Annotated in this window: 25 protein-coding genes and 1 tRNA gene; 12 read left to right on the forward strand and 14 right to left on the reverse strand. The window is 55.0% G+C overall.

The window, feature by feature from the left end; translation table 11 throughout:
* Positions 1 to 88: 88 nt before the first annotated feature.
* Positions 89 to 781, forward strand: coding sequence for a rhomboid family intramembrane serine protease (locus M2120_RS06165; protein ID WP_280797834.1), 693 nt, complete (start codon positions 89 to 91; stop codon positions 779 to 781).
* Positions 782 to 840: 59 nt separating this feature from the next.
* On the opposite strand, the gene M2120_RS06170 is transcribed toward M2120_RS06165, so the two are convergent.
* Positions 841 to 1,086 (reverse strand): cell division protein CrgA, encoded by a 246-nt coding sequence (locus M2120_RS06170; RefSeq protein ID WP_280797835.1) that lies wholly within the window; start codon positions 1,084 to 1,086, stop codon positions 841 to 843.
* 51 nt (positions 1,087 to 1,137) lie between these two features.
* On the opposite strand from M2120_RS06170, the gene M2120_RS06175 reads away from it, so the two are divergent.
* From M2120_RS06175 to M2120_RS06185, 3 genes are read left to right on the forward strand one after another with little or no spacing between them, the layout of a single operon-like run.
* Entirely contained in the window at positions 1,138 to 1,890 is a 753-nt protein-coding gene (locus M2120_RS06175; protein ID WP_280797836.1) for a class E sortase, read from the forward strand.
* Positions 1,890 to 2,048: a hypothetical protein gene (locus tag M2120_RS06180; RefSeq protein ID WP_280797837.1), complete on the forward strand. Its 159-nt coding sequence runs from the start codon at positions 1,890 to 1,892 to the stop codon at positions 2,046 to 2,048. Before M2120_RS06175 ends, M2120_RS06180 begins: the two co-directional genes overlap by 1 nt.
* Positions 2,045 to 2,677: an anthranilate synthase component II gene (locus M2120_RS06185; protein WP_280797838.1), complete on the forward strand. Its 633-nt coding sequence runs from the start codon at positions 2,045 to 2,047 to the stop codon at positions 2,675 to 2,677. Before M2120_RS06180 ends, M2120_RS06185 begins: the two co-directional genes overlap by 4 nt.
* A 3-nt stretch (positions 2,678 to 2,680) precedes the next feature.
* Here M2120_RS06185 and pknB read toward each other — a convergent pair whose 3' ends face one another.
* The 9 genes from pknB to M2120_RS06230 all read right to left on the reverse strand — a co-directional run bounded on the left by pknB (position 2,681) and on the right by M2120_RS06230 (position 13,682).
* Positions 2,681 to 4,486 (reverse strand): Stk1 family PASTA domain-containing Ser/Thr kinase, encoded by a 1,806-nt coding sequence (gene pknB / locus M2120_RS06190; RefSeq protein ID WP_280797839.1) that lies wholly within the window; start codon positions 4,484 to 4,486, stop codon positions 2,681 to 2,683.
* A gap of 31 nt (positions 4,487 to 4,517) precedes the next feature.
* The gene (locus tag M2120_RS06195; RefSeq protein WP_280797840.1) at positions 4,518 to 6,188 is read right to left on the reverse strand and encodes a protein kinase domain-containing protein; all 1,671 of its coding nucleotides are present in this window, start codon (positions 6,186 to 6,188) and stop codon (positions 4,518 to 4,520) included.
* Positions 6,185 to 7,642: a peptidoglycan D,D-transpeptidase FtsI family protein gene (locus tag M2120_RS06200; protein WP_280797841.1), complete on the reverse strand. Its 1,458-nt coding sequence runs from the start codon at positions 7,640 to 7,642 to the stop codon at positions 6,185 to 6,187. Before M2120_RS06200 ends, M2120_RS06195 begins: the two co-directional genes overlap by 4 nt.
* Entirely contained in the window at positions 7,639 to 9,030 is a 1,392-nt protein-coding gene (locus tag M2120_RS06205; RefSeq protein WP_280797842.1) for an FtsW/RodA/SpoVE family cell cycle protein, read from the reverse strand. The genes M2120_RS06200 and M2120_RS06205 overlap by 4 nt, the downstream gene beginning before the upstream one ends.
* 3 nt (positions 9,031 to 9,033) lie before the next feature.
* Positions 9,034 to 10,260: a PP2C family protein-serine/threonine phosphatase gene (locus tag M2120_RS06210; RefSeq protein ID WP_280797843.1), complete on the reverse strand. Its 1,227-nt coding sequence runs from the start codon at positions 10,258 to 10,260 to the stop codon at positions 9,034 to 9,036.
* A gap of 9 nt (positions 10,261 to 10,269) precedes the next feature.
* Complete coding sequence (locus M2120_RS06215) at positions 10,270 to 10,788, reverse strand: FHA domain-containing protein FhaB/FipA (protein ID WP_280797844.1); 519 nt, start codon at positions 10,786 to 10,788, stop codon at positions 10,270 to 10,272.
* On the reverse strand, positions 10,781 to 11,527 hold the full coding sequence (locus tag M2120_RS06220; RefSeq protein WP_280797845.1) for a DUF3662 and FHA domain-containing protein: 747 nt from the start codon (positions 11,525 to 11,527) through the stop codon (positions 10,781 to 10,783). The genes M2120_RS06215 and M2120_RS06220 overlap by 8 nt, the downstream gene beginning before the upstream one ends.
* 89 nt (positions 11,528 to 11,616) lie before the next feature.
* Positions 11,617 to 13,008 carry a sensor histidine kinase gene (locus M2120_RS06225; protein ID WP_280797846.1) on the reverse strand — a complete coding sequence of 464 codons (1,392 nt, stop codon included), beginning with the start codon at positions 13,006 to 13,008 and terminating at the stop codon, positions 11,617 to 11,619.
* Positions 13,005 to 13,682 (reverse strand): response regulator transcription factor, encoded by a 678-nt coding sequence (locus M2120_RS06230; RefSeq protein WP_280797847.1) that lies wholly within the window; start codon positions 13,680 to 13,682, stop codon positions 13,005 to 13,007. Before M2120_RS06230 ends, M2120_RS06225 begins: the two co-directional genes overlap by 4 nt.
* A 122-nt stretch (positions 13,683 to 13,804) precedes the next feature.
* Between M2120_RS06230 and M2120_RS06235 the strand changes: the two genes are divergently transcribed.
* The 7 genes from M2120_RS06235 to M2120_RS06265 all read left to right on the forward strand — a co-directional run bounded on the left by M2120_RS06235 (position 13,805) and on the right by M2120_RS06265 (position 18,380).
* A complete protein-coding gene (locus tag M2120_RS06235) occupies positions 13,805 to 14,218 on the forward strand; it encodes a hypothetical protein (RefSeq protein ID WP_280797848.1) in 414 nt (137 codons plus the stop codon).
* Positions 14,211 to 14,597: a hypothetical protein gene (locus tag M2120_RS06240; protein WP_280797849.1), complete on the forward strand. Its 387-nt coding sequence runs from the start codon at positions 14,211 to 14,213 to the stop codon at positions 14,595 to 14,597. Before M2120_RS06235 ends, M2120_RS06240 begins: the two co-directional genes overlap by 8 nt.
* Positions 14,569 to 15,567, forward strand: coding sequence for an FAD:protein FMN transferase (locus tag M2120_RS06245; protein WP_280797850.1), 999 nt, complete (start codon positions 14,569 to 14,571; stop codon positions 15,565 to 15,567). The genes M2120_RS06240 and M2120_RS06245 overlap by 29 nt, the downstream gene beginning before the upstream one ends.
* Entirely contained in the window at positions 15,564 to 17,099 is a 1,536-nt protein-coding gene (locus M2120_RS06250) for a 2Fe-2S iron-sulfur cluster-binding protein (RefSeq protein ID WP_280797851.1), read from the forward strand. Before M2120_RS06245 ends, M2120_RS06250 begins: the two co-directional genes overlap by 4 nt.
* Positions 17,100 to 17,145: 46 nt before the next feature.
* A tRNA-Leu gene (locus M2120_RS06255) sits at positions 17,146 to 17,228 on the forward strand.
* A gap of 139 nt (positions 17,229 to 17,367) precedes the next feature.
* Positions 17,368 to 17,772, forward strand: a complete 405-nt coding sequence (locus tag M2120_RS06260; protein WP_280797852.1) for a hypothetical protein — start codon at positions 17,368 to 17,370, stop codon at positions 17,770 to 17,772.
* Positions 17,773 to 17,963: 191 nt separating this feature from the next.
* Positions 17,964 to 18,380 carry a hypothetical protein gene (locus M2120_RS06265; protein ID WP_280797853.1) on the forward strand — a complete coding sequence of 139 codons (417 nt, stop codon included), beginning with the start codon at positions 17,964 to 17,966 and terminating at the stop codon, positions 18,378 to 18,380.
* A gap of 77 nt (positions 18,381 to 18,457) precedes the next feature.
* On the opposite strand, the gene M2120_RS06270 is transcribed toward M2120_RS06265, so the two are convergent.
* From M2120_RS06270 to M2120_RS06285, 4 genes are all read right to left on the reverse strand, one after another.
* Entirely contained in the window at positions 18,458 to 19,126 is a 669-nt protein-coding gene (locus M2120_RS06270; RefSeq protein ID WP_280797854.1) for an HAD hydrolase-like protein, read from the reverse strand.
* A gap of 66 nt (positions 19,127 to 19,192) precedes the next feature.
* Positions 19,193 to 19,888, reverse strand: coding sequence for an endonuclease NucS (nucS, locus tag M2120_RS06275; protein WP_280797855.1), 696 nt, complete (start codon positions 19,886 to 19,888; stop codon positions 19,193 to 19,195).
* A gap of 10 nt (positions 19,889 to 19,898) precedes the next feature.
* The gene (locus M2120_RS06280; RefSeq protein ID WP_280797856.1) at positions 19,899 to 20,615 is read right to left on the reverse strand and encodes an HAD family hydrolase; all 717 of its coding nucleotides are present in this window, start codon (positions 20,613 to 20,615) and stop codon (positions 19,899 to 19,901) included.
* Positions 20,612 to 21,427 carry an SDR family NAD(P)-dependent oxidoreductase gene (locus M2120_RS06285; RefSeq protein WP_280797857.1) on the reverse strand — a complete coding sequence of 272 codons (816 nt, stop codon included), beginning with the start codon at positions 21,425 to 21,427 and terminating at the stop codon, positions 20,612 to 20,614. Before M2120_RS06285 ends, M2120_RS06280 begins: the two co-directional genes overlap by 4 nt.
* Before the next feature lie 64 nt (positions 21,428 to 21,491).
* Between M2120_RS06285 and M2120_RS06290 the strand changes: the two genes are divergently transcribed.
* Positions 21,492 to 23,540, forward strand: coding sequence for a M13 family metallopeptidase (locus M2120_RS06290; protein WP_280797858.1), 2,049 nt, complete (start codon positions 21,492 to 21,494; stop codon positions 23,538 to 23,540).
* Positions 23,541 to 23,550: the final 10 nt, after the last annotated feature.

Below are 23,550 nucleotides of genomic sequence, written 5' to 3' on the forward strand. Positions count from 1 at the left end.
TCCTGTGTGTGTGCAGTGCCAGGTGCAGGCACCGGTTGGCGTGATTTGCCCTGAGTGTTTGGGCCAAGCACAGGCCAAGACGCCTCGTATGGGCAGACAACCCTTGGGTGGCCGGGGTAACCAAACCCCCGTTGTGACCTACAGCTTGATCGCCATTTCGGCATTGTTGTATGTGGCCCAACTCATTCCTGGTCTGGATGCCACGAACTATCTGGCATATGCGCCGCTGTATAGCTTTGGCGAATACAGCGCCGTGGGCGCACCATATGAGCCATGGCGCATGCTTACCTCGGTTTTTGCCCACTCAACAGGCTTTGTTTTCCACATCATTTTGAATATGTATACGCTGTGGATTTTTGGCCAAATGCTTGAACGAATGCTCGGCAAGGCTCGATTCCTCACGCTGTATTTAGCATCTGGCCTTGCCGGATCCCTGGGCGTCATGTTCTGGGCACCCCATGACACTTTCGTGGTGGGAGCCTCGGGCGCCATCTTTGGCCTCATGGGCGCCTTCTTGGTGATTCAACGCAAGCTGGGAGGCGAAACAACCCAGTTATTAGTGCTTGTAGGCATCAACTTGGTCATTGGCTTCCTGCCGGGAATGAGCATCTCATGGCAGGCACACCTGGGTGGTTTGTTGGGTGGAGCACTGCTGGGGTTCATCTTTGTGCAGACTCGCAAGTACACCCAACGCAAGCTTCAGCTGGGCTTGCTCAGTCTCACTGTGCTGATCTTTGTGGCATTAGCCCTCTCGCACGCCCCGATGTTTGTCGCAGGTTAACAACGAGAGTTATCCACATGGTTGTCCACATGGGGAGAATTACACGCGTGTAATTAGAGTTAGCGCCACCGAGTGGTCATCAAGAAGCCGATGAAGGCGATGCCGAAACCGACCAGGATGTTCCACGAACCCAGAGCCAAAATGGGCAGTGTGCCCTGGCTGATGTAGAACACAATGATCCACACAAGTCCGATGAGCATGAAGCCAAACATGACGGGCTTAAACCATGCGGGGTTCGGTGCGTCTGCGCCATGTGCCTCAGGGTTACGAGGTGCCTTAGTGCGCTTCTTCTTTTCTGCAGCCATAGTGTTCAAAAGTCTACCCTTTCTTCAGCAACTCCACAGGAAGAGCTCTACATGACGGGTAAAGTTAGACAGGTGTTCAAGCCAGCAACCTTCTCTCGCATCATGGGAATTACTGGCGAACTCTTAATCACCTTCGGCACCATCGTCTTGTTGTTTCTTGCTTGGCAGCTATGGATAAACAACGCAGTTGTCGCAGGCCAGCAGCACTCCGCTACTGCAGAGATGTCTAAGCAGTGGTCGACAGACAAAGATAGGTCAGAGTCGGCCCCGACCACGCAAGACTATGGACCAGCACCCGCTTTTGCTGGCGCTGCAGAGGGTGCCAAGTTTGCCACCATCTACATTCCCCGTCTTGGTGCAGACTCCACGCGTGTAATCAAGAACAGCGTTGACCTAAGCACCGTGCTCAACAATGGCTACTTTGGCCACTACACAAATTCTCAGTGGCCAGGACAGCCAGGAAACTTCGCTCTCGCCGTCCACCGCACCAACTGGGGTAGTCCATTCGGGGATGCACCGAAGCTGCAACTAGGCGACAAGATTTATGTTGAAACAGCGGATGGGTACTACACCTATGCATTCCGCAACTATGAGTTTGTTCTTCCCACAGCAGTAGATGTGTTGCTGCCTGTGCCCGGGTCTAATGCTTCCCCAGGAGATCAGAGCATTCTGACCATCACGACCTGTAATCCTCTGCTTGGCGATGCTGAACGCATGATTGTCTATAGCGTGCTGGAATCCTGGCAGCCTCGTGATGCAGGCCCACCTGCCGAAATGGCTAAAACTCAGAAGGTGAATTCTTAATGTATGCAGCGTTATGGCGCATATTGCCTGGCACTTTGTGGATCAAGATTGCCATCCTGACCGCATCTGCAGCAGTTGTGATTACCCTGCTCATGATGTTTGTCTTCCCTGCCGTGGATGCGGCAATTTCTGTGCGAGAGGTTACGGTTAACCAATGACCAAGATCTTGGTAATCGATAACTACGACAGCTTTGTCTACACCCTCAACGGCTACCTCCAAGAGTTGGGTGCTGAAACTGTCGTGGTTCGAAATGACCAGATTCCTCTCGCTGAGCTGGATGCAACCCTCGCCAGTTATGACGGTGTGCTGGTTTCTCCCGGTCCAGGTAAGCCTTCTGATGCGGGTGTCTCTATTGCTGCTGTCCACTCTGCGCGTCAGCAAAACATTCCCCTATTGGGCGTGTGCCTCGGCCACCAAGCAATTGGTGAAGCTTTTGGAGCAACCGTCACCAATGCTGAAGAGCTCATGCACGGCAAGACTTCATTGATCAATCACAATGACAGCACACTCTACACAGCTGTCCCTCAGCCATTTACTGCAACCAGGTATCACTCACTGGCCGTGGTCAACGACACCGTTCCAGATGAGCTCATCGTAACGAGTTCCACCACCGGTGGAGTAATCATGGGCCTTCAGCACGTCGAAGCGCCCATCTTTGGTGTTCAGTTCCACCCAGAGTCTGTTCTCACCGAGGGCGGCTACACCATGCTGGGTAACTGGCTAGAAGTCTGTGGTCTCGAAGGCGCAGCACAGCGTGCTCTGACCAAGAGCCCACTGATTCGCTAGGGATTAGCCTGCGCAGTAGGTAATGGTGATTGCTGTTCCCTGGGGAACAACACCGGGGGCAACAGACTGTGACTTCACCGTGGGGTTATCGGACTTCGCACAGCTCGTGTCTGCCTGAACAGTGGGGGTAATCGAGAGAGTGCTGAGCAGGTTGTTTGCTTCAGTCACCGTCTTGCCCTTGAGGTCAGGAATCTCAATCTTGCCATCGGAGACAACCAGGTTCACCTTGCTGCCCTGAATGAGCTTGGTTCCGAGGGTGGGGCTGGTGCTGATGACCATTCCTGCAGCATAGGAAGGAGAGTGGCCTTCTGTGGTCGTTCCGACCACGAGGCCAACTGCCTCCAATTGAACCTTGGCGTCGGCCACAGACATGTCGGAGACTTGTGGCACTTCAACCATCGTCTTACCTGCGGAAACATAGACCGTGATTGCAGTTCCTGGATCAACAACAGTTCCCTTGGCGGGCTCAGTGCGAATGACCTTGCCCTTCTTTACCAGTGCAGAGTTCTCGACAACCGTGCTGGTAATGAGGTCGAGGTCTTTGAGCTGTTTGAGAGCGTCCGTGTCCTTTACGTTCTGCAAGGCAGGAACAGTCACGGTGGAGGAGGGGAAGATGTTGGTGGGTTGGAGGGTCGCTACCCACAGTCCCACACCTGCGATAGCACCAAACACCAACGCAATGATTGCCACAACAGCCACCACGCGCTTGGGTTCTGGACGATACTGCTCAGGCTGAATCAACGTGGGAGCGGTTTGAGGGTCGTCACCAAAAAGGAATAGGAAGTCATCGGGCAGCTCAACAGGTGTAGTTGATTTTTCAACTGCCGGGGCAGCAATGTTGGAACCCAGCAGGCTCTCCATATCTGCAGAAGCAGAAGGCGAGGTTGTTTCGATAGCCACAGCAACAACTTCTTCGGCAGGAACAGGAGCTACAAACTTATTCAGCGAGGCAGGCTTAGCGTTTTCGGCAGCACGAAGCTCACGACCGAATTCCGCAGTGGTTTGGAAGCGGTCTGCTTTGTCTTTGGCCAGCGCGGTGAAAACAACCTGATCCAGCGCGAGGGAAACTTTGGGGTTTAGCGAGCTGGGTGCTGGTGGGTGTGCGTGAATGTGCTGGTGTGCAACGGCAACAGCAGTGTCACCCGTGAAGGGAACTTTGCCAGTGAGCATTTCAAACAGCACAATGCCGACCGCATAGAGGTCGGTGCGAATGTCCACCTTCTGGCCCTGTGCCTGTTCGGGGGAGAAGTAGGCAGCGGTTCCCAGAATGGAGGTGGTTGTTGCAATGTCGTCAAAGGTCTCTGCAACAGCTCGAGCAATACCGAAGTCCAGAACCTTCACCTTGCCCTGACGGGTGAGCATGATGTTGTCTGGCTTGATGTCACGGTGAACAATGCCCTTGTTGTGTGCAAACTCAACAGCAGAGAGAAGTTCTTTGGTCACACGAATAGCTTCAGGAACCTTGAGAGGTCCACGAGCGACAAGCTTGGATAGTTCCAACCCGTCCACATATTCCATCACCAGATAGGCATAGGTGTTCTTGGTTCCATCTGGAGATGTCTCAGTGGTTTCCCCGGCGTCGAGAACACTGACAATGTTGGGGTGGTCCATGGCCGAAGACGCCTTGGCTTCTTGCTTGAAACGTTGGCTGAACTTCTTGTTGGCAGCAAGTTCTTCATTGAGCACCTTGATGGCAACCTTGCGGCCCAGCACAGTGTCCTGGGCTACATAAACGTCTGCCATGCCTCCGCTTCCGATGAGCTTGGTGAGCTCATAGCGTCCAGCGATGACTTTGTTACTCAGTGGCACTGATTCCCCTTGATAAGACTATGTGTCTAATCTATCCCAGCGCTGAGACGGTGAAGGTGGTTGTGGGGGAACTAGAGGTTGCCGCCAGACCAGCACAGGTCACCTGGTAAGCAATGGTGTGGCTACCAATGTTGCTTGGTGCGGTGAACGGTGCAGATGCGTTGGGCACAGACGATACGGGCGAACCATCAACCAAGACGGTGTAGCTTTCCAGGCTGTGACCTGCAGGACATGCTGTGTATCCTGCCCAGGTGGCGATGAGTGCCTGCCCTGGAGTGGCGTTGTCGTCATTGAGCGTTGGTGCCGCCGTTGGTGCTGGCGCTACAGGAAGATCTCCGTAGTAGGTCACATTGATGGTGGTGCCGTTTGGAACCTTGGGTCCGGTGGGGTTTACGTCGTAAACGATTCCTACCTTGTCAGCACTGGGTGCTGCCGTTCCCTTCACGGCGTTGACGTTCATGTTGAGCTTTTCCAGCGCAGCAGTAGCGTCAGCCAAAGACTTGCCCACGTAGTCTGCCTTGTTGATGGCTGCCGTTGTGGGTGTTGCCGAGCCAGTAGGTGTCGGCGAGGCAGTCTTCGTCTTGGTGGGGCTTGCGGACTGAGTAGTGTCAGTCGGTGCAGGCGTAGGTGAGTTACCACCAGAAGTCAACGCAACGACAGCACCGATGAGAACCAGCACCAACACACCAATGAGTGCGATCAGTGGCCAGGTCCAGGGGCTGCGCTTCTTCTTTTCTGTAGTTTCAACAGGCTCGGGTGCATCAGGAATGTTCAAAACAGTCGTTGCTCCAGTTGCGGCAGTTCGTGGCATGACCACGGTTGCGTCCAATGGGGTGGTTGTGGTGCCCAGCACTCCAGGAACTGCAGCGGCAGCACCTTGAAGATCTCCACGGCGTAGTGCTTGTGCTGCACGGGCCAGGTTGGCAGAAGAGGCGGGACGGTCAGCTGGCTTCTTCGCAATGCAGGAGTAAACCAAGTTGCGAACAGGCTCAGCAATAGTGTCGGGAAGTGGTGGAGGCTCTTCGTTAATCTGAGCCATCGCGATAGCGACCTGAGACTCACCGGTGAAGGGACGCTTACCTGCGAGGCATTCGTAGGCGACGATACCGAGTGAATAAATGTCGGTAGATGGAGATGCGGGGTGACCGCTCGCCTGTTCAGGCGAGAGGTATTGAACGGTTCCCATGACCTGACCGGTTGCTGTCAGTGGAACCTGGTCAGCAATACGAGCAATACCGAAGTCGGTGATCTTCACGCGACCTTCGGGAGTGATGAGCATATTTCCAGGCTTGATGTCGCGGTGAACTAGTCCGGCGCTGTGGGCAGCCTGGAGTGCTGCAGAGGTCTGAGCAATAATGTCGAGGACCTTGTCGATAGACAGGGTCTTCTCTCGTTCAATCACGGCAGAGAGCGGTTCACCGGGAACCAGTTCCATCACGAGGTAGGCAGATCCTTCTTCCTCGCCATAGTCATAGACGTTGGCAATACCTTCGTGGTTCACCAGGGCAGCGTGACGGGCCTCGGCGCGGAAGCGCTCAAGGAAGCCGGGGTCACCCAGGTATTCATCCTTCAAGATCTTGATCGCGACGAGGCGACCAATGACAAGGTCAGTAGCCTGCCAGACCTCACCCATGCCACCAATGGCAATGCGTGACTGGAGTTCATAACGACCACCGAAGGTCATTCCAGCTGTTGGTCTCATTTGTTTAATCCTGCCTCTAGGACTTTTCTTGCGATGGGCACTGCGATGTCGTTGGTGTAACCGTTTTGTCCAAGACCACCACCGTTCTCAATAAGAACAGTGACGGCATATCGTGGAGCATCGGCCGGAGCGAATCCGGTGAACCAGAATGTGTACGGTTCCCCGTCCCCATTTTGGGCCGTACCGGTTTTACCCGCGACCTTTACTCCATCAATTCTCACATTAGTTATGAGATTGCTGTTATCGACGTTGTTGATCATCATTTGGGTGATGGTCGCAGCGTTCTCCGGGCTGATTGCCTGAGAGAATTCTTTCGCTTCAAACTGAGAAATTGGTTTGAGCGTAGGTTCGAGGATTTGGTCGAGCACGGTGGGATACATCACCTTGCCGCCATTGGCGATGGCGGCTGAGACCATCGCTATTTGCAACGGGGTTGCACGCACATCATATTGACCAAATGAGGCCAGTGCTGTTTGTGGGTCATTCATCACGACCGGGAATTCACTGGCAGCGGTCTTCATGGGAATCTCGAATGAGGTGTTGAAGCCATACTTCTTTGCCTGATCCAAAATCGCTTTGCGACCTAGCTGCAGACCCAGCTGAGCAAAGGGGATGTTGCAGCTCAGTCGCAGTGCGGTAGCTAGTGTCACCGTTGCGCCTGGACCGCAGGATGTGTGTGTGGCGTTCTCAATGAATACGTCTGTGCCGGGCAGCTGGAACTGTGCGGGGTTTTCAAATGTGCTCTCTGGTGTGTACTTGCCTGACTCGAGTGCGGCAGAGACCATCACCAGTTTGAACACCGAACCGGGAGGGTTCATGTCACCAGTAATTGACTTATCAATCAAAGGCTTGAGCGGGTCTTCGATGAGGGTGTTATAGGTGGAGATGACTTCATCCGCGTTGTGTGCAGCCAGCAGGTTGGGGTCATAACTTGGCTTAGACACCATAGCCAGAATCTTGCCCGTGCTGGGTTCGATCACCACAACAGCACCCTCGTAGTCACCAAGTGCATCAAATGCTGTTTGTTGCAGAACGGGATCAAGGGTCAGTGCAACAGTTGCCCCCTGTGGTTCCTGCCCGGTGAGGATGGCATTGAGCTGGTTCAAGAATTGAGACCCGGTCTTGCCGCTGAGGTAGTTGTTCAGTGAGCCCTCAATACCGGTCATTCCCTGGTTCAAGGTGAAATACCCGGTCACGTTCGCATAGGTTGCGGGGTTGGGATAGGTGCGCTGGTAGCGGTAGTTGTCATCGACAGGAACAGACTCCGCAATCGGTGCTCCCGCAACCAGGATGGACCCGCGCTTGTAGCGGTAGCTATCAAAAATGGTGCGGGTGTTGCGTGAATCCGCATAGAGCTGATCTGCCGTGATTACCTGGACGGTACTCGCGGCAAGGAACAACACAACAAACATGCCAATCACGGCGATGGTGACGCGTTTGAGCTCCCGGTTCATCCCACCACCAGCCTTGGTTCGCTGCGGATGGAATCAGAGAGACGAAGAAGCAAGGCGGCAATAATCCAGTTGGCAACCAGCGAACTACCACCGGCAGCTAGGAAAGGCGTGGTCAAACCGGTGAGGGGAATGACCCTCATCACGCCACCAATCACGATGAAGCACTGCAGCGCAATCGTGAAAGAAAGTCCCACGGCAAGGAGTTTGCTGAAGTCATCGTGGCCAGCAAAGCCAATGCGCAAGCCACGACCAACGAGCAGAAGATAGAGACACAAGATGGCAAAGATGCCAGCCAGGCCAAGCTCTTCACCCAAGCTGGCAATGATGTAGTCGCTCTGGGCAACAGGAGTGATCTCGGGCATTCCTTCACCCAGACCAGTACCAATTACCCCACCGTGGGCAAGGCCAAACAGGCCCTGAACAAGCTGGTAACTACCACCGTCTGCGGAGAAGTTCGCATCGTTGAAGGCGTCATACCAGTTCGCAAAACGGCCATGCACGTAGTCCAGGGTCTGATTAGCAACGACAGCACCGAAGGCAACCAAGCCCAAACCAAGAGCCACCCAGCTACCTCGACCCGTGGCCACATAAAGCATGACGAGGAACAAACCGAAGAACAGAAGTCCAGTACCGAGGTCACGCTGGAACACGATGACCGCCATCGACAACACCCACACCACCAAGATGGGCCCGAGGTCGCGTCCTCGGGGAAAGCGCATACCGAGGAAAGTGCGACCGACCATGGACAGGCTTTCGCGGCGCTGAACAAGATATCCGGCAAAGAAGACCGCAAGGGCAATCTTGGCAATCTCACCAGGCTGGAAGGTCAGGCCGGCAATCTGAATCCACACCCGGGCCCCGTTCACGGAGATACCAAGACCTGGAACCATAGGTAGAGCAATCAAGATGACAGCAAATAAACCTGCCACATAGGTGTAGCGCTGAAGAATGCGCTGGTGACGAATGAGAACGATGGTTCCCAGCGCAGCACCCAGTGCCAGCGCAGTCCACGCAATCTGCTTATTTGCTAGTGAATCCCAGCCCTCATTACCCAAAGCCAGGTCAATGCGATAAATCTCGGCAATACCTAACCCGTTGAGCACGGTGGCAATGGGCAAGATGAGCGCATCTGCCTGTGGGGCAACAAAACGCATCGCGACATGAATAGAGAGCACCAAGACGGCGAGCAAACCACACACCGCCAGTGGCCCGGCATCAATCTTTCCGAGAACCCCCCATTGCACAAGCACGAGCGCAGCAACATTGATCGCGCTCGCGATGAGAATAAGAATGAGCTCCACATTGCGCATGCGCTGGGACACGCGAACACGCTTGAGACGACCGATAGATCCGGTCGCAACGAAATCTGGAGAAGCTGACACCGACATGAACTACTTGGCCTTGGGGGTGAGCGAGTCGACTAATGACTGAGCTTCTTGATAGCTACCAAAGGGAATGCCGTTTGTGATCTGCTCTTGCTGGTAGGCGGTGAGGCTGTCTAAAGGAATATCGGTGTCGACATAGACATGGGAGAGACCAAACCCAAGAACGTTTTGGGAAATTCCTTGATAAATCACTACAGAGTCGGAATCCCCGCCCACATAAAACTGGGTTTGACTCCAGCGATATCCGAGAATCGCACTAATCACGATGGCACCCAACACCACAATCATGGAGCCGATCAACACTGCGCGGCGGCGAATACGCTTCGCCTTCACGGCATCAAGCTGGGCGGTCAAGGCATTGTGTGGAACACTCATGCCGCCGGTGGAAATGGGGAGCTTTTTAGGCTTGGGCCGTGGCTTGAGGTTGGGCGTCGGGATGAGCTTTGGCTCAGGGGTCTTGACCGCCATCGGTCCTGCGGCGGACCCAACCAGTTCGGCGATCTTTTCAGGGTCATCTGCGGTGATATCTACGACCACCACGGTGACGTTATCGGGAGCGCCACCGGTCAGGCTGGCCTGGACGAGGGTGTCAGCTGCGTCATCTGCGGTTTCTGCCTCCATCAAGAAAGGCTTCAGACGATCGCTATAAACCACTCCGGTGAGACCATCTGAGCAGAGCATCCAGCGGTCACCTTCGGCGACATCGAGAACCACAGTGTCGATCTCAGGGGATGCATCAACATCACCGAGCACACGCATGAGCACGGATCGACGAGGGTGATCGTGTGCTTCTTCTTCAGTGATGCGTCCACTGTCGATCAGTCTCTGAACAAAGGTGTGATCGACGGTGACCTGAGAAAGATTTCCTTCACGCAAGAGATAGATGCGCGAGTCACCGATGTGGGCAATGACCACCTGTCTGCCCACGCGCAGCATGGCGCTGACGGTGGTGCCAAGCCCGGCAAGTTCGGGGTGTTCATAGACAACATCCGAAAGCATGTCATTTGCTTGCAACAAAGCTGCCAGCAGTTCCTGCTGAGCATCTACGACGCTCGAGTATTCCTTGTCCAGCTGCAATAGGTGTCGAATAACCAGGTGTGAAGCAACGTCGCCACCTGCGTGACCACCCATGCCGTCAGCAACAACGCTGAGGTAGGTGCCTGCGTAACCGGCATCCTGGTTGGATGCTCGAACCATGCCCACGTTCGAGGCGGCTGCGCTGTGTTTGGACATAACCTTCGCCTAGCGGCGAACCTCAAACGTCATTGAGCCAACACCGATAGGAGTGTTCAGTGGAATAGGTGTGGGAGTGGTGACGCGAGAACCAGACAGTGTTGTGCCATTGGTTGAATCAAGGTCACGAAGTAACCAGCTTCCACCGCGAACCTCCAGGCGAGCGTGGTGGGTTGAGGTGTAGTCATCCTGGATTACCAAGCTGGAATCGGGAGAACGCCCAATGGTAAGAACGTCGCCTTGCAGCGGAAGTTCCTGGCCTTGCAGAGCACCCGAGGTAATGACGAGCTTGAGGGGTGTCCCATCTGCAGGTGCAATTTCGGTGTTGGCTGGCGCAGAAACCCGTGGCTGTGCAGAAGTGAGGAACGCGCTCGCGTCGGGGGCAACCGCAGGCTTGGCAGCAGCAGGCATCTTGCGCACACGCTGACCAAAGAGATCACTGCGCACGGCATAAACCACGAAGAAGACGAAAACCCACAGCGCAATCAGGAACCCTATGCGCAAGATGAGTAGCGTGAGCTCACTCACGAGGACCCCAGAATCCACCAGGTTCAGCAGCGCGGGGAGTTTGCACTGTTTCTGCAGACGTTGATTCTTGCCCAGCGGCCTGAGGCAGCAGTCTCAACACGATTGTGGTTTGGCCAATCGTGATAACAGAATCAGCTTCGAGAGCTGCCGAGACGAGACGCTGCCCGTTCAGGCTCGAACCATTGGTTGATCCGAGGTCATTTGCTTGGGCACGTGTTCCATCCCAGAGGATCTCCACGTGCTTTCGTGAAATGCCGGAGTCGTCCACGGTGATGTCAGCTTCTGTGCCACGACCAATGATGGTGCGGGATTTAGAGACGGGGTAACGCTTGCCCGCAATCTCCAAGACAGCGACCCAGGTGACGGCTCCGCTGACATTCTCGGAATCAACCTGAACTACGCCCACGGCTAGAGAAGGGTCAGAGCGCAAAGAAATCTTGATACCGCCAGCGAACTGGTAGTGCTGAGTGGCTGCGTGCTTGGTCACGAGTCGAGTGAGCTCATCAGTGAGGGTTGCGCCCATTCCAGCCATACGCTCATAGTCATCTGGTGCGAGGCGAACTGTGAACTTGTTGGGAACCAGCACACGATCACGGGAGACAACAGCTGCCTTGGTGTCGAGTTCACGACGGAGCGCGGCAGTAATTTCTACAGGCTGCAGGCCAGAGCGAAAGGTCTTCGCGAAGGCGCCATTGACAACGCGCTCAAGGCTGCGCTCTAGGTTGTCAAGAATGCCCACGTGTCTCCTTAGTCAGGGATTTAATCCTTCCCAAATCGTACTCGGGCGAGTGTGGAGCTAGCTGAATGCGCGCCGTGATGCAGCAGACTTCAGTTCCGAGCTAAGTCGAAACTGACGCTGGCATCGAGACCGCCTTCGGGTCGTGGCGCCAGCTGCGCTTTGCCGCCTGAAGCCCTGGCAAGTTGAGCAACAATTGCCAGCCCTAAACCACTGCCATGTCGATCAGAGTTTGCTCGCCAGAATCTGTCGAAGGCTCTGGTGCATTCTTCTGGGGTCAAACCTGGACCTTGATCGAGAACATGCAAGCTGGCAAGAGTTCCAGCAGTGATTACACGGACAGTAATTTTGCTCTTGAGCGGGCTGACCGACAAGGCGTTATCGATGTAGTTGTCCACGATTTGCTCAACCGCATTGGGCACGGCAATAACTTCAGCTGAGACGGGACCCTCATAACGGAGCTTGACCCCTGATTCAGCCGCGAGTGCTTGCCACTGTTCTATACGGTCTCGAGTCAACACTGCAAGGTCGACAGTCACACGCTGGACATTTGCTGCTTCGGTTCGGCTGAGCAAGAGCAGACCCTCGATGAGGTTACTTAATCGGTCTGCCTCAGCTTCGGCTGCGGCAAGGCGTTCAGCGGCACCGGCAGGATCGCTCTCGAGAAGTTCGTGTGCTCTCTCAAGTCGCAGTCGCAGTGCGGTTAGTGGTGTGCGCAATTGATGAGAGGCATCTGCCGCGAAGGTGCGCTGCTGGTTAATGAGCAGTTCTAGGCGCTCTGCCATGTCATTGAAAGATTCAGCTAGAGAAGTGATTTCTCTGGTGCCCTTGTCTTCATCCGCTCGAGTGCGCAGGTTCCCGGCAGCCAACTCTTCGGTTGCTTCCTGGAGAGCACGAATTCTCTTGGCAATGGAACCGGCGACAATGTAACCCACGATGGCTGCCAGGAGGAGAGCCATGATGGCAACGATGCTGAGCAAACGGAGTTGGTCATTGACCCTGTTCGCAATGATGTAGTCGGGGTAGGTCAGTCGAACGGCACCCAAAATGTCCGAACCGCTCAAAATCGGAACGGTGACGTAGAGAAGTTCTTGATTGAGCGTCGTTGAAAAGCGATGTCCGGTGCTGATCTGCCCGTTAAGCGCCTGAGCTATTTCAGGGCGGTTCAAATAGGACGTACCCAAATCAGCTTGGTCATCATCGCTGACGACCACTGCGGTTCCCTGGTCATTAACAATCACAACGCGAGATCCACCAGCATCTCGATATTTCTTCACTGCTGCGATGAGCTCACCATCATCACTGACGCTGTCAGTCTCAAGTGCTTGCTCGCTTCGACCAGCCAGGACGAAGGCGTCGCGTTCGAGCGAGGTGGTAATGCGTTCGTGTTCAACCTGTTGCAGATAGAAACCCAAAGGAATGTCTTGAACCAATAGAACCAGCAGGGTCACCGACATGAGTGCTGCGATAAAACGCCATTTCATACCTGTTGCTCAAATCGAAATCCAACACCGCGGACAGACTCAATCCAGTGCGGATTACCGAGCTTCTTCCTGATTGCTGCAATGTGAGCATCTAGGGTCTTGCTGGTTCCATACCAATTGGTGTCCCAGACATCGTGCAAAATATCTGAACGCTTGAAGACAGCACCCGGGTCAGTGCTGAGGTATTCGAGAAGTCCGAACTCTTTGGCGGTGAGATGAATAACCTCTCCGTCTAAGGTGATGCGTTGTGTGCGGGTATCGATGGTGAGCGGTCCGAAGACTCGTTCAGCGGCAGGAAGAACCTCTTGTTCCGCTGAAATTGTCCTGCGCGCTACCGCACGAATGCGAGCCACAAGCTCACGCATACCAAAAGGCTTAACGATATAGTCATCGGCACCTATTTCAAGTGCGACCACGCGATCAATCTCTTCATCGCGGGCACTGACCACGATGATAGGGACGTTGCTCGAGAGACGAATTGTTCGGCACACGTCAGTGCCATCCATATCAGGAAGGCCAAGGTCAAGGAGCACAATTTCAGGATCGAACTCTTTCACAGCGGTCAGGGCAGCGGCACCACTAGTGGCATGGAAAGTGTCGAAGGTTGAACTGCTGAGTCCATCGAGGAGACCGTCGGCAACCGACTGGTCATCTTCAACAAGAAGTACTCGCATAGTTCCATTCTGGCTTTATGCAGCTGAACATTCACCGCCATAAAGCAGTGCTGTGGAAAATTGGACAAATCTTGGATTTTCTCGGGGGCGGTCTTTACTCGCGGTTTCGTAACGTGAAAGGTATGAAGTCTCAACTCATGACAGCCCTCTCGATTGTGGGCGTACTCGGAACCGCTACTACGGCAATGGCCGTCAACACTGACGCGCTGTCCAACTTGGACCCTTCAGCAATTGGAAACGCGACGGACACTCTGCTTCCAGATCCACTGGCAACGACAGACCCCGCACAAGTCACCGACCCTAACGCCCCAACGGCGACACCTGCACCTGTCGACCCCAGCGCAACACCTGCTGTCCCTGCTGTTCCAGGGCAGGCACCAGCTGTTCCTGCGGTGCCTAGCGTTGAGGCTGCACAGGTGCATGGAACATCCGGCGGTTCAGGCACACGGGTCGCAACTGCTAACGGTGTCGCTCCTGCACACCATGAAGAAGATCACGATGACGAAGGCGAACACGAGGAGGAAGATGATGACTAAGAGAATTCATCCTGCCGAATCCTCACGCAAGCTCATTGGAGTTGCCTCAGGAGTTGCCTTGGTAGGTATTGTCACGGGCTTTCAATTTTCTGCCAATGCACAAGAGGACGAACAGGCACAGCAGGTCTCGCCAACTCAGTCTGCATCTTCCTCAGCGGTAGCCAATTCCACAACACCTGTCGAGGAAGCTGTGCCAGCGGCCGTTCCTGCAGCGCCAGCCACTGAAGTTCAGCAGGCAGAAGTTGTTCAACAGCAGGCAGCGGTTCCGGTAGAAGCTCCGGCACCAGCTGCTGTTGCCCCTGTTGCTCCAGCAGCCCCGGCGGCACCTGTGGCTCCCGCAGCCCCCGTCAATGGCACAACGGCAGGTTCTGGCGGATAGTTATTACATGGTGGATGACATCTCTAAAGGTGCCCTGCGCGCGGTTTTCACTGAAACGAATTCCTTGCCCGGGGTACTTTCGCGTAGGCAGAAAATCATGGGTGGTCATGGCACGATCACACTGGTGGGGGGAAGTGAGAAACTCCTCGATCAGTGTTGGGCATTTGCTCACCGGTGTGAACAGCTCTGGAGTCGATTTCTTCCAGAAAGCGATATCACTCGACTGAACTGGGCAGAAGGCAAACCTGTTGACGTAGATCCCCTGACGCGCCAACTCATTGCTGCCATGATTGCTGGGCATACTCTCTCGCAGGGAAGCTATGACCCCACCATGCTTCCACAGGTTCTAGCAGCTGGTTACTCAGCTTCCACTGTTGACCCCACGGCAGTTACGACGCTGCCAAATACAGTGCGGGCACCCGGAAATATTGAAGGAATTCAATTCACCGATGACGCAGTGTTCATGCCTCTGGGAACAACACTGGATCCAGGAGGACTCGGTAAAGGTTTTACCGCTGACCTCGTAACTGCCTTTGGTCTAGAGCAGGGAGCGTACGGAGTGATGGCAGAGTTTGGCGGAGACATAGTTGTTCAAGGAGATGCCCCCGACGGGCAGGCATGGCGTCTTGGTGTGGAGAATCCGTATTCTCCCAACGAGCACGTCTCGATTATTCGTTTGCAACGCGGCGCCATTGCGACCTCTAGCCAGCTCAAGCGACGTTTTGGTGAGGGAGAGGACCAGACGCATCACCTCATTAACCCCGCCACACAGCACAGCGCTCGCTCACGTGCACAGACCGTAACGGTCATTGCCGCTTCAGGTGCTCGTGCTGAAGCGCTCACAAAAAGAGGTTTTGTGGACAAGCCCGAGGACTACCTCGCGTGGTTGCCTAAAGTAGGAGCAGCAGGACTTCTGCTGTTCGCCGATGGAACACAGCAGACCTCCACAAACTGGAGCACGTATCTATGAACGACCCACATATCTGGTGGTATCTCACCAGGGCGAGTGCACTCATTGCCTGGGTACTCATGACGATGTCTGTGCTCTGGGGAATTCTGTTGTCCACCAGAGTGATGCGCAGGATTGACAACCCCGCCTGGTTGCAAGATCTTCACCGTTATTTGGGTGGACTCACCTTGTTGATGGTCGCCCTGCATATGGTCACGCTGATGCTGGACGGTTGGCTTCAGTTCTCGTTAGCCGAAACGCTGGTGCCGTTTGCCACAGACTTCAAACCTCTGGCTGTCTCCCTCGGCATCATTGCCTTCTATATTCTCTTCGCCGTCCAAGCAACGTCGTTGGTGATGAATAAGCTTCCCCGGAAGTTCTGGAAAGGTCTTCACTACTCCAGTTACGTCGCACTCCTTCTCGTGGCGCTGCATGCAGGTTGGACCGGAACAGATGTGGGTGCTTGGTGGTATCGCGTACTTGCCATAGTGCTCATTGGTGTTGCAACCATTTCTGTGTCGGTCCGCATCATTACCGGCACCAAAACCGGCGGTGCATCCAAGCCTGACTCGGCGAAATCTTCCACACCCCCGGCAGAAGAGTTACGCCCAGCACCTCTTCAACGCGAGACCAGGACCATGGTTGTGGGAAGCATTTCTCCCGTCGCCGATGACGTACTTGCTATTCGGTTACTTCCCTTAGGTGGGGGCCAGCTTCCGGTCTGGCATCCTGGTGCCCACATCACACTGCACCTGCCCAACGGTCTCGAACGTCAGTATTCCCTCTGTGGTGATCCCGCAGAGCGCACCCACTTCGACATTGCCGTGCTGAAGACCGTTACTTCTGAGGGAGGAAGTGAATGGATTCACTCCAGCCTCACACCCGGCATGACTTTAGAAGTTTCGGGTCCCCACAATCACTTTGAGCTCGAACCAGCAAACGAATACCTTTTCATCGCTGGCGGCATCGGCATCACTCCCATTAAGGGAATGATCGAGTCGCTTCCTGAACGCCGCAAGTGGAAGTTGGTTTATGCCGGCCGCAGTCGAACTTCGATGGCTTTCCTTGACGAATTACTCGAGCGCTACCCGGATCGAATCGAGGTTTTTGCCTCCGACGAAAACGAAGGAACGCTTGATGTCTATGCATTGACGTCAGCGTCTAAGGCAGAGGTGTATTGCTGCGGACCTGAGTCTCTCATGAGCAGCGTGGCCAGCTTTGTTCCAGCCGAGCGCATGCACCTTGAACGTTTCATCGCGCTTTCCCGAGACAGCATTATTCCGGCAGCGCCTATCGAAGTCACCTGTAAGAAGAGCAGGAAAAGCTTCGTTGTCGATTCTGACGAGAGCATCTTGGAAGCTCTCGAAGAAAATGGCCTCCCCATCATTGGTTCATGCAAAAAAGGTGTGTGTGGAACATGCGAAGTCCGTGTGGTGGAGGGTAAACCTATCCACCTCGACTCCGTCATGGATGATGAAGAAAAGGATCGCCTCAAGGTGATGTACCCCTGCGTTTCGCGTGCTGAATCCGGAAAGCTCGTTCTCGACATCTAGCTCAAATGGCGCAGGGGCCTCACTCCGTGATAGCCTCGACCAGTTCGCGCGAGTGGCGAAATGGCAGACGCGCTGGCTTCAGGTGCCAGTGCCCGCAAGGGCGTGGGGGTTCAAGTCCCCCCTCGCGCACGAACAAAATCCCCGGAGAAATCCGGGGATTTTTCTTTCCCCGACACAGGGTGTCCCACCTCTATCCATATCTGGATGCCCGCTGGGAGAATGGTGAGTACGCGCCCTTTCGGGCTTTCATCACTAAGGAGTCATATTCATGGCTAAGTACACCCTGCGCAAGGTAGCTGCTGTTGCTGCTATCGCCACTGTCGCAACCTTCGGTCTTTCTGCATGTTCAGCCCCAGCACCCGAACCCACGCAGTCGGCAATCGGCGGAGACATCGTTGCTCCCATCGAGCTGAACTACCAGGACATCGACGGCCAGACCCTCGAGCTTGTTGTGGGCCAAGTTGTCAACATCAACTACGGCGGAATCAACGACGGTGAGATCACCGTGTCGATCTCTGACCCCAAGGTTGTTGAGTACTCGGCTGCTGCTTACGAGAACGACACTCAGTTCTCGGCTGGCCTCAAGGCTCTCTCTGCTGGTGAGTCCACCGTGACCTTCACCTTCGCAGGCGAAGACCCCAAGGAGCTCAACATTCAGGTTCTTCTGAAGTAGTTCATCTCTTCAAGGAAAGGGCGCCCCAGTGGGGCGCCCTTTCTGTGTTAAACCCCTCAACAAGCACTCAGAAAACTCTCAGACTACACACAGCTAAATCCCAACTTAAACCTTTGGTACAGAGATAACGTTGTCTCAAGAGCAAACCGCTCACACAGCACAGACTTCAACACCCAAGGAGAAACGCAATCATGATGAAGAACAAGAACATCGCAAAAGCAAGTGCATTTGTCGCTCTCGCAGCAGCAACCGCAATCAGCCTTTCAGCTTGCTCCACCGCAGCAGACGAAGACAGCTCGGCAAACGACGAGTCCAGCGAGTCCAGCCAGGTGGTAGCACCCACGATCATTGACGTCGCAACCGCTGACGGTCAGACCATTGACATCAGCAACGGTGGTTTCGTTGACATCACCACCGGTGACACCGACCCAGCTGACTGGTCAGCAGTTATCTCTGACCCTGCAGTTGCCGCTTTCACCGCTGGTGGAAAGTCTGGCGATGCAGTGATGAACCCAGGTCTGCAGGGAACTGCAGCTGGAAGCACCAAGGTTGAGCTCACTAACAAGACCACTGGTCAGGTTGTGACCTTCACCGTCAACGTCAAGTAATACAAGTACGGCCTCCAACCCCAAGACATACGGCCCTTCCCGAATACGGGAGGGGCCGTTAGTCGTTTAACGAGTGACTATCCCAGCAGGAGTTCGCGCAAGCGATCGGCAGAGTAGACAGTGGCAATTGCGCCGGCAGCCTCGGTAGGTGAGCCGTAACCCCACTCCACAATGATCGTGGGCACGTTGTGAGCAGCTGCTCCCTCGACGTCATAGATGCGATCACCAATCAGGACGCTGTGTGAAGTGTCAGCTCCTGCGTGTGCCAACTCGGAAAGAGCGTGGCCCACCACGTGTGCTTTTGACGTGCGGGCATCATCTTCTGAAGCGCCAGCAATGACATCGAAATACTTGGTGAGATCAAAGTGATCAAGAATGGCACGAGCTTGGGTCTCGGGCTTGCTGGTGGCAATTGCCAGGGGAACAGATGCAGCCTGCAAAGACTCCAGTAGACCAACAACGCCAGGGAAAATTGCGGAATCAAACGCACCATCACGGCGGAAGTCGTTGCGATAGATAGCGAGAGCCTCACGAGCTTTTTCTTCGCTCAGGCCAGCTCGCTCCTGCAACGAAGCAAGAAGAGGCGGGCCGATATACGCCATGAATTCGTCCCGAGAAGGAATGGGGAGCCCAAGGTGCTTAAAGGTGTCGGTCAGAGCTTCAATGATTCCGGGAGCTGAATCAAGGATGGTGCCATCCAAATCGAAGAGAACAGAGGACCACGTGCGAGTAACGACAGAATTCATAACTTGGTAAGCCTAGGCGCGACAGCACTGAAATGGTCTTATCTCAGCTAGGCATTTCACCCTGCGCTAGAAAAGACGACCGTGCTTATCTTCCACACCGCGCATCTCGTCGTAATCAAGGATGAGGGTGCGAATACCGCGGTCTTCGGCCAGGGTCTTGGCCTGAGGCTTGATCTCTTGCGCAGCAAAGACGCCGGTGACCGGAGCTAGGTGGGGATCGCGGTTCATCAGCTCGAGGTAGCGAGTGAGCTGCTCCACACCGTCGATCTCGCCACGGCGCTTAATCTCCACAGCAACAGAATTACCATCTGCATCTCGCGCCAAGATATCGACCGGACCAATCGCGGTGAAGTATTCACGGCGAACTAGGGTGTAGCCCTCGCCCAGAAGTTCAATCTGGGCAGCGAGAAGTTCTTGGAGTTCTGCTTCAACTCCGTTCTTAATGAGCCCTGGGTCTTCTCCGAGCTCATGCTCCACATCGTTGTAAATCTCATAAATGCTCACCACAAGCATGTCTGCGGTCTTGGCGTGTGTTACCCGCCAAATCTCGGTGACCCCCACAGCTGCCTGATCTTGTTCAGGTTCATGGGTGGTGAGGGTGCACGGAGGGCTCATCCAGTTCAGTGGTTTATAGGAACCTCCATCTGAGTGAATCAGGAGAGAACCATCCTGCTTGAGCATGAGCACACGCGTTGCTAACGGAAGATGAGCACTGAGTCGACCGGCATAGTCGACTGAACACTTCGCAACAACAAGACGCATGAGTTAGAGATTACTGAGCATTACCGAGCAGGAGTTCCAGCAACTCTGCTGAATCTGAAACGGTGGCCATGGCTCCAGCAAATTCTTTCTCGTGGGCATACCCCCAGCGCACCAACACCGTGGGGATGCCGTTCACGGCAGCACCCTCGGTGTCATAGAAGCGATCGCCGATCATGAGGGCATTGGTGTTACCGAGCTGCCGCAGTACTTCAGCAATCACAGCAGCCTTATCTTTGCGCTCCTCATTACCGCCAACAATGGCAGTGAAGTAAGGGGTCATGCCGTAGGCATCACACAGCCGCTCTGCTTCGTGCTGAGGTTTGCTCGTGGCAACACCCATAGGAATTCCTGCGCTGTGCAGTGTGGCAAGCGTCTCCAGAATCCAGGGGAACAGGTGCTGATCTTTCAGCCCATCGCGTTCGGAGAGCGAACGGTAATACGCGCGAGATTCATCGATGCGAGCCGTGCCAATAAAACGCAGCAAGGATGTTCCCGTGGGTGGTCCGATGAGGAACTTCAACTGGTCATCGCTGGGTGGTGTCACACCAAAGTGGAGCAAAGTCTCGCGCAGTCGTCTCACAATGGCGACAGCAGAATCGAGCAGAGTGCCATCCATATCCCACAGCAATGGAGTCCAGGGACCTGGAGTGCTCAGCACGGGGCCTGGTGTGTAATTCACCTCAACCGTGGTGGGGGGAGTCTCGACAAACTCGGGGTGCTCACTCATGCGCTAGCTCCCGCACGAGGCACTCGTTCTTCACCGATGGTGTTACCTCCATCAACAGTGATTACCTGACCGGTGATGTAGCTGGCACTAGGAGAGGCAAGCCAGGCAACTGCGGAAGCAACCTCTTCTGGCGTTCCACTGCGACCGGCAGGAACGAGGCGGCCTTCGGCAGCTTCCGACTCCAACTGACTGCCAGTGGCAATCCATCCGGGAGCGACAGCGTTGGCAGTTATACCGTGCTCTGCTTCATCAACGGCTAACCCTCGGGTGAGACCCACCATGCCCGCTTTCGCTGTGGCATAGGCGAGGTCTCCACGAGTAGCCATGGAAGATCCGGAGACACTGGTGATGTTGATAATGCGCCCCCACTTTGCCGAGCGCATGAAGTGAATGACAGCTTGGGTGGCGTGGAAGGCAGTCGTGAGATTCATGCCGAGGGAGTCATTCCACTCGGTCGTGCTCATGCCGATGTTTCCCTGGGGGATGCTCTCATCTGAGACCGTGACCATGCCGGCGTTGTTCACCACGATGGTGGGTTGAGCAGACACGTTGGCCAAAGCAGTGACCAGTTCTGCCTCAGCTTCTTCCGTGTCGAGACGGCACACAATTCCAAGTGCATCAATATCGAGGGCAGCAAGTTCTGTAACTCGTTCATGAATGCGTTCTGTGGTGCCAGTGATGATCACGCGTGCACCGAGTTCGCCTAATGCCTTGGCACAGGCGAAACCAATCCCTGATGGACTGCCCGCTCCAGTGATGAGGGCAGTCTTACCATCGAGGGAAAGCCCTGCAGGCAGATGCGGAAAAGTCATAACTTCAGGCTACCTAACAGCGAACATGCATGAAGCAGCACGAGCCAACTTCTAGGCTGGACTCATGAGTAATAAGAGCGGCCTCTCTGGAATCGACATCACTGAACTGGATGACACAGTTCGTCCCCAAGATGACCTCTACCGTCACGTGAACGGGAAATGGGAAGAGCGCACCCCCATTCCTGCGGACAAGGCACGCTATGGCTCATTCCACATCCTTGCCGAGGAAGCAGAGAAGGCAGTTCGCGACATCATCGTCGAGGGTCAGGATGCCCCTGAAGGATCACAGCAGCGCACCGTCGGCGATTTGTACTCCAGTTTTATGGACACCCAACTTATTGAATCATTGGGAGTCGCCCCGATCGAGTCGCAGCTCGCGGTTGCAGGAAACGTCGCCACGATTTCACAGCTGCTCGACACCGTCGCTCGTCTCGAGCGCCACGGTGTCGGCGGATTTATGCACCTCTTTGTTGATAATGATCCCGGTAATCCTGAGCGTTACCTCGTCTTCGTCGAGCAGGGTGGACTGAACCTGCCAGACGAGAGCTACTACCGCGAAGAGAAGTTTGCTTCTGCTCGCGAAGCATATGTGGGTCACATTCAACGCATGTTTGAACTCACTGCTGAGCACCTTCCCACCACCGCAGGTTTAGATAATGCTGCGGTGCGAGCACAGCGAGTGTTTGATCTGGAAACTGCGCTCGCCGCAGCCCACTGGGACAACGTGCGCACTCGCGACTCCGTTGCCACCTACAACCCGCTGGGTTGGGCAGAAGTTCGTGAGCTCGTAGCCCGCGGTGCTCGCACCGCCATCGACCTCGAGGCAGTGGTGGGCTCTGACCCCGACGAGCACGTGGCAGACCTCGACATCTGGCTCACTGCACTAGAAGCACCTGCTGGCGCTTTTGACACTGTCGTAGTTCGTGAGCCCAGCTTCCTCGAAGGATTGGGTGCTCTGCTCACCCAAGAACATCTTGACGCCTGGCGTGACTGGCTGAGCTGGAACATTATTCACTCCGCAGCCCCCTTCCTGCCCGCCGCCTTCGTCTCAGAAAACTTTGACTTTTATGGCCGCACCCTCACCGGCACCCCTGAACAGCGTGAACGCTGGAAGCGCGGAGTTTCCTTGGTTGAAGGAGCAATGGGTGAAGCTGTGGGACGGGTATATGTGGAGCGGCACTTCCCCGAGCGCGCCAAGGCAGAGATGGATGTGCTTGTTGCGAACCTGATCGAGGCCTACCGCGAATCCATTACCAACCTGGACTGGATGAGCGAAGAGACTCGTGGCCGTGCACTTGAGAAATTAGACAAGTTCACTCCCAAGGTTGGTTATCCCGTCAAGTGGCGTGACTATTCCTCACTCGTGGTCAGCCCAACAGACCTGGTGGGCAATATGCGCCGAGTTGCAGAGTTTGAGTTTGCCAGGGAACTGGGCAAGATCGGCAAACCCATTGATCGCGATGAATGGTTCATGACCCCACAAACCGTCAATGCGTATTACAACCCTGGTTTCAACGAAATTGTGTTCCCCGCCGCCATCTTGCAGCCACCCTTCTTCCACCCGGACTGGGATGACGCAGCTAACTATGGCTCCATCGGTGCCGTGATTGGCCACGAAATCGGTCACGGGTTTGATGACCAAGGTTCTCGCTTTGATGGCGATGGCTTGCTCACCGACTGGTGGACCGACGCTGACCGTGCTGCTTTTGAGCAGCGCACAAAGTCGCTGATTGACCAATACAACGAGCTCTCCCCCCGGCAGGTTCCCGGCCACTTCGTCAACGGTGAACTCACCATTGGCGAAAACATTGGCGACCTGGGCGGACTAGCTATTGCCTGGAAGGCCTACCTCATCTCGTTGAATGGGCAAGAGCCTCCGGTGATCGATGGACTCACGGGAGCTCAACGCTTCTTCCTCAGCTGGGCACAGTCCTGGCAGCAGAAGGGCCGTGATGAGGAAGTTATTCGCTTGCTTGCGATCGACCCGCACTCACCCAATGAGTTCCGGTGCAACCAAATTGTCCGCAACATTGATGCTTTCTATGACGCATTCGATGTCCACCCCTCCGATGCCCACTGGCTTGACGCTGATCAGCGCGTCAGCATCTGGTAGTCGTTAAGTA

It is taken from the genome of Aurantimicrobium minutum, from assembly GCF_029893825.1.
Classification (GTDB): domain Bacteria; phylum Actinomycetota; class Actinomycetes; order Actinomycetales; family Microbacteriaceae; genus Aurantimicrobium; species Aurantimicrobium minutum_C.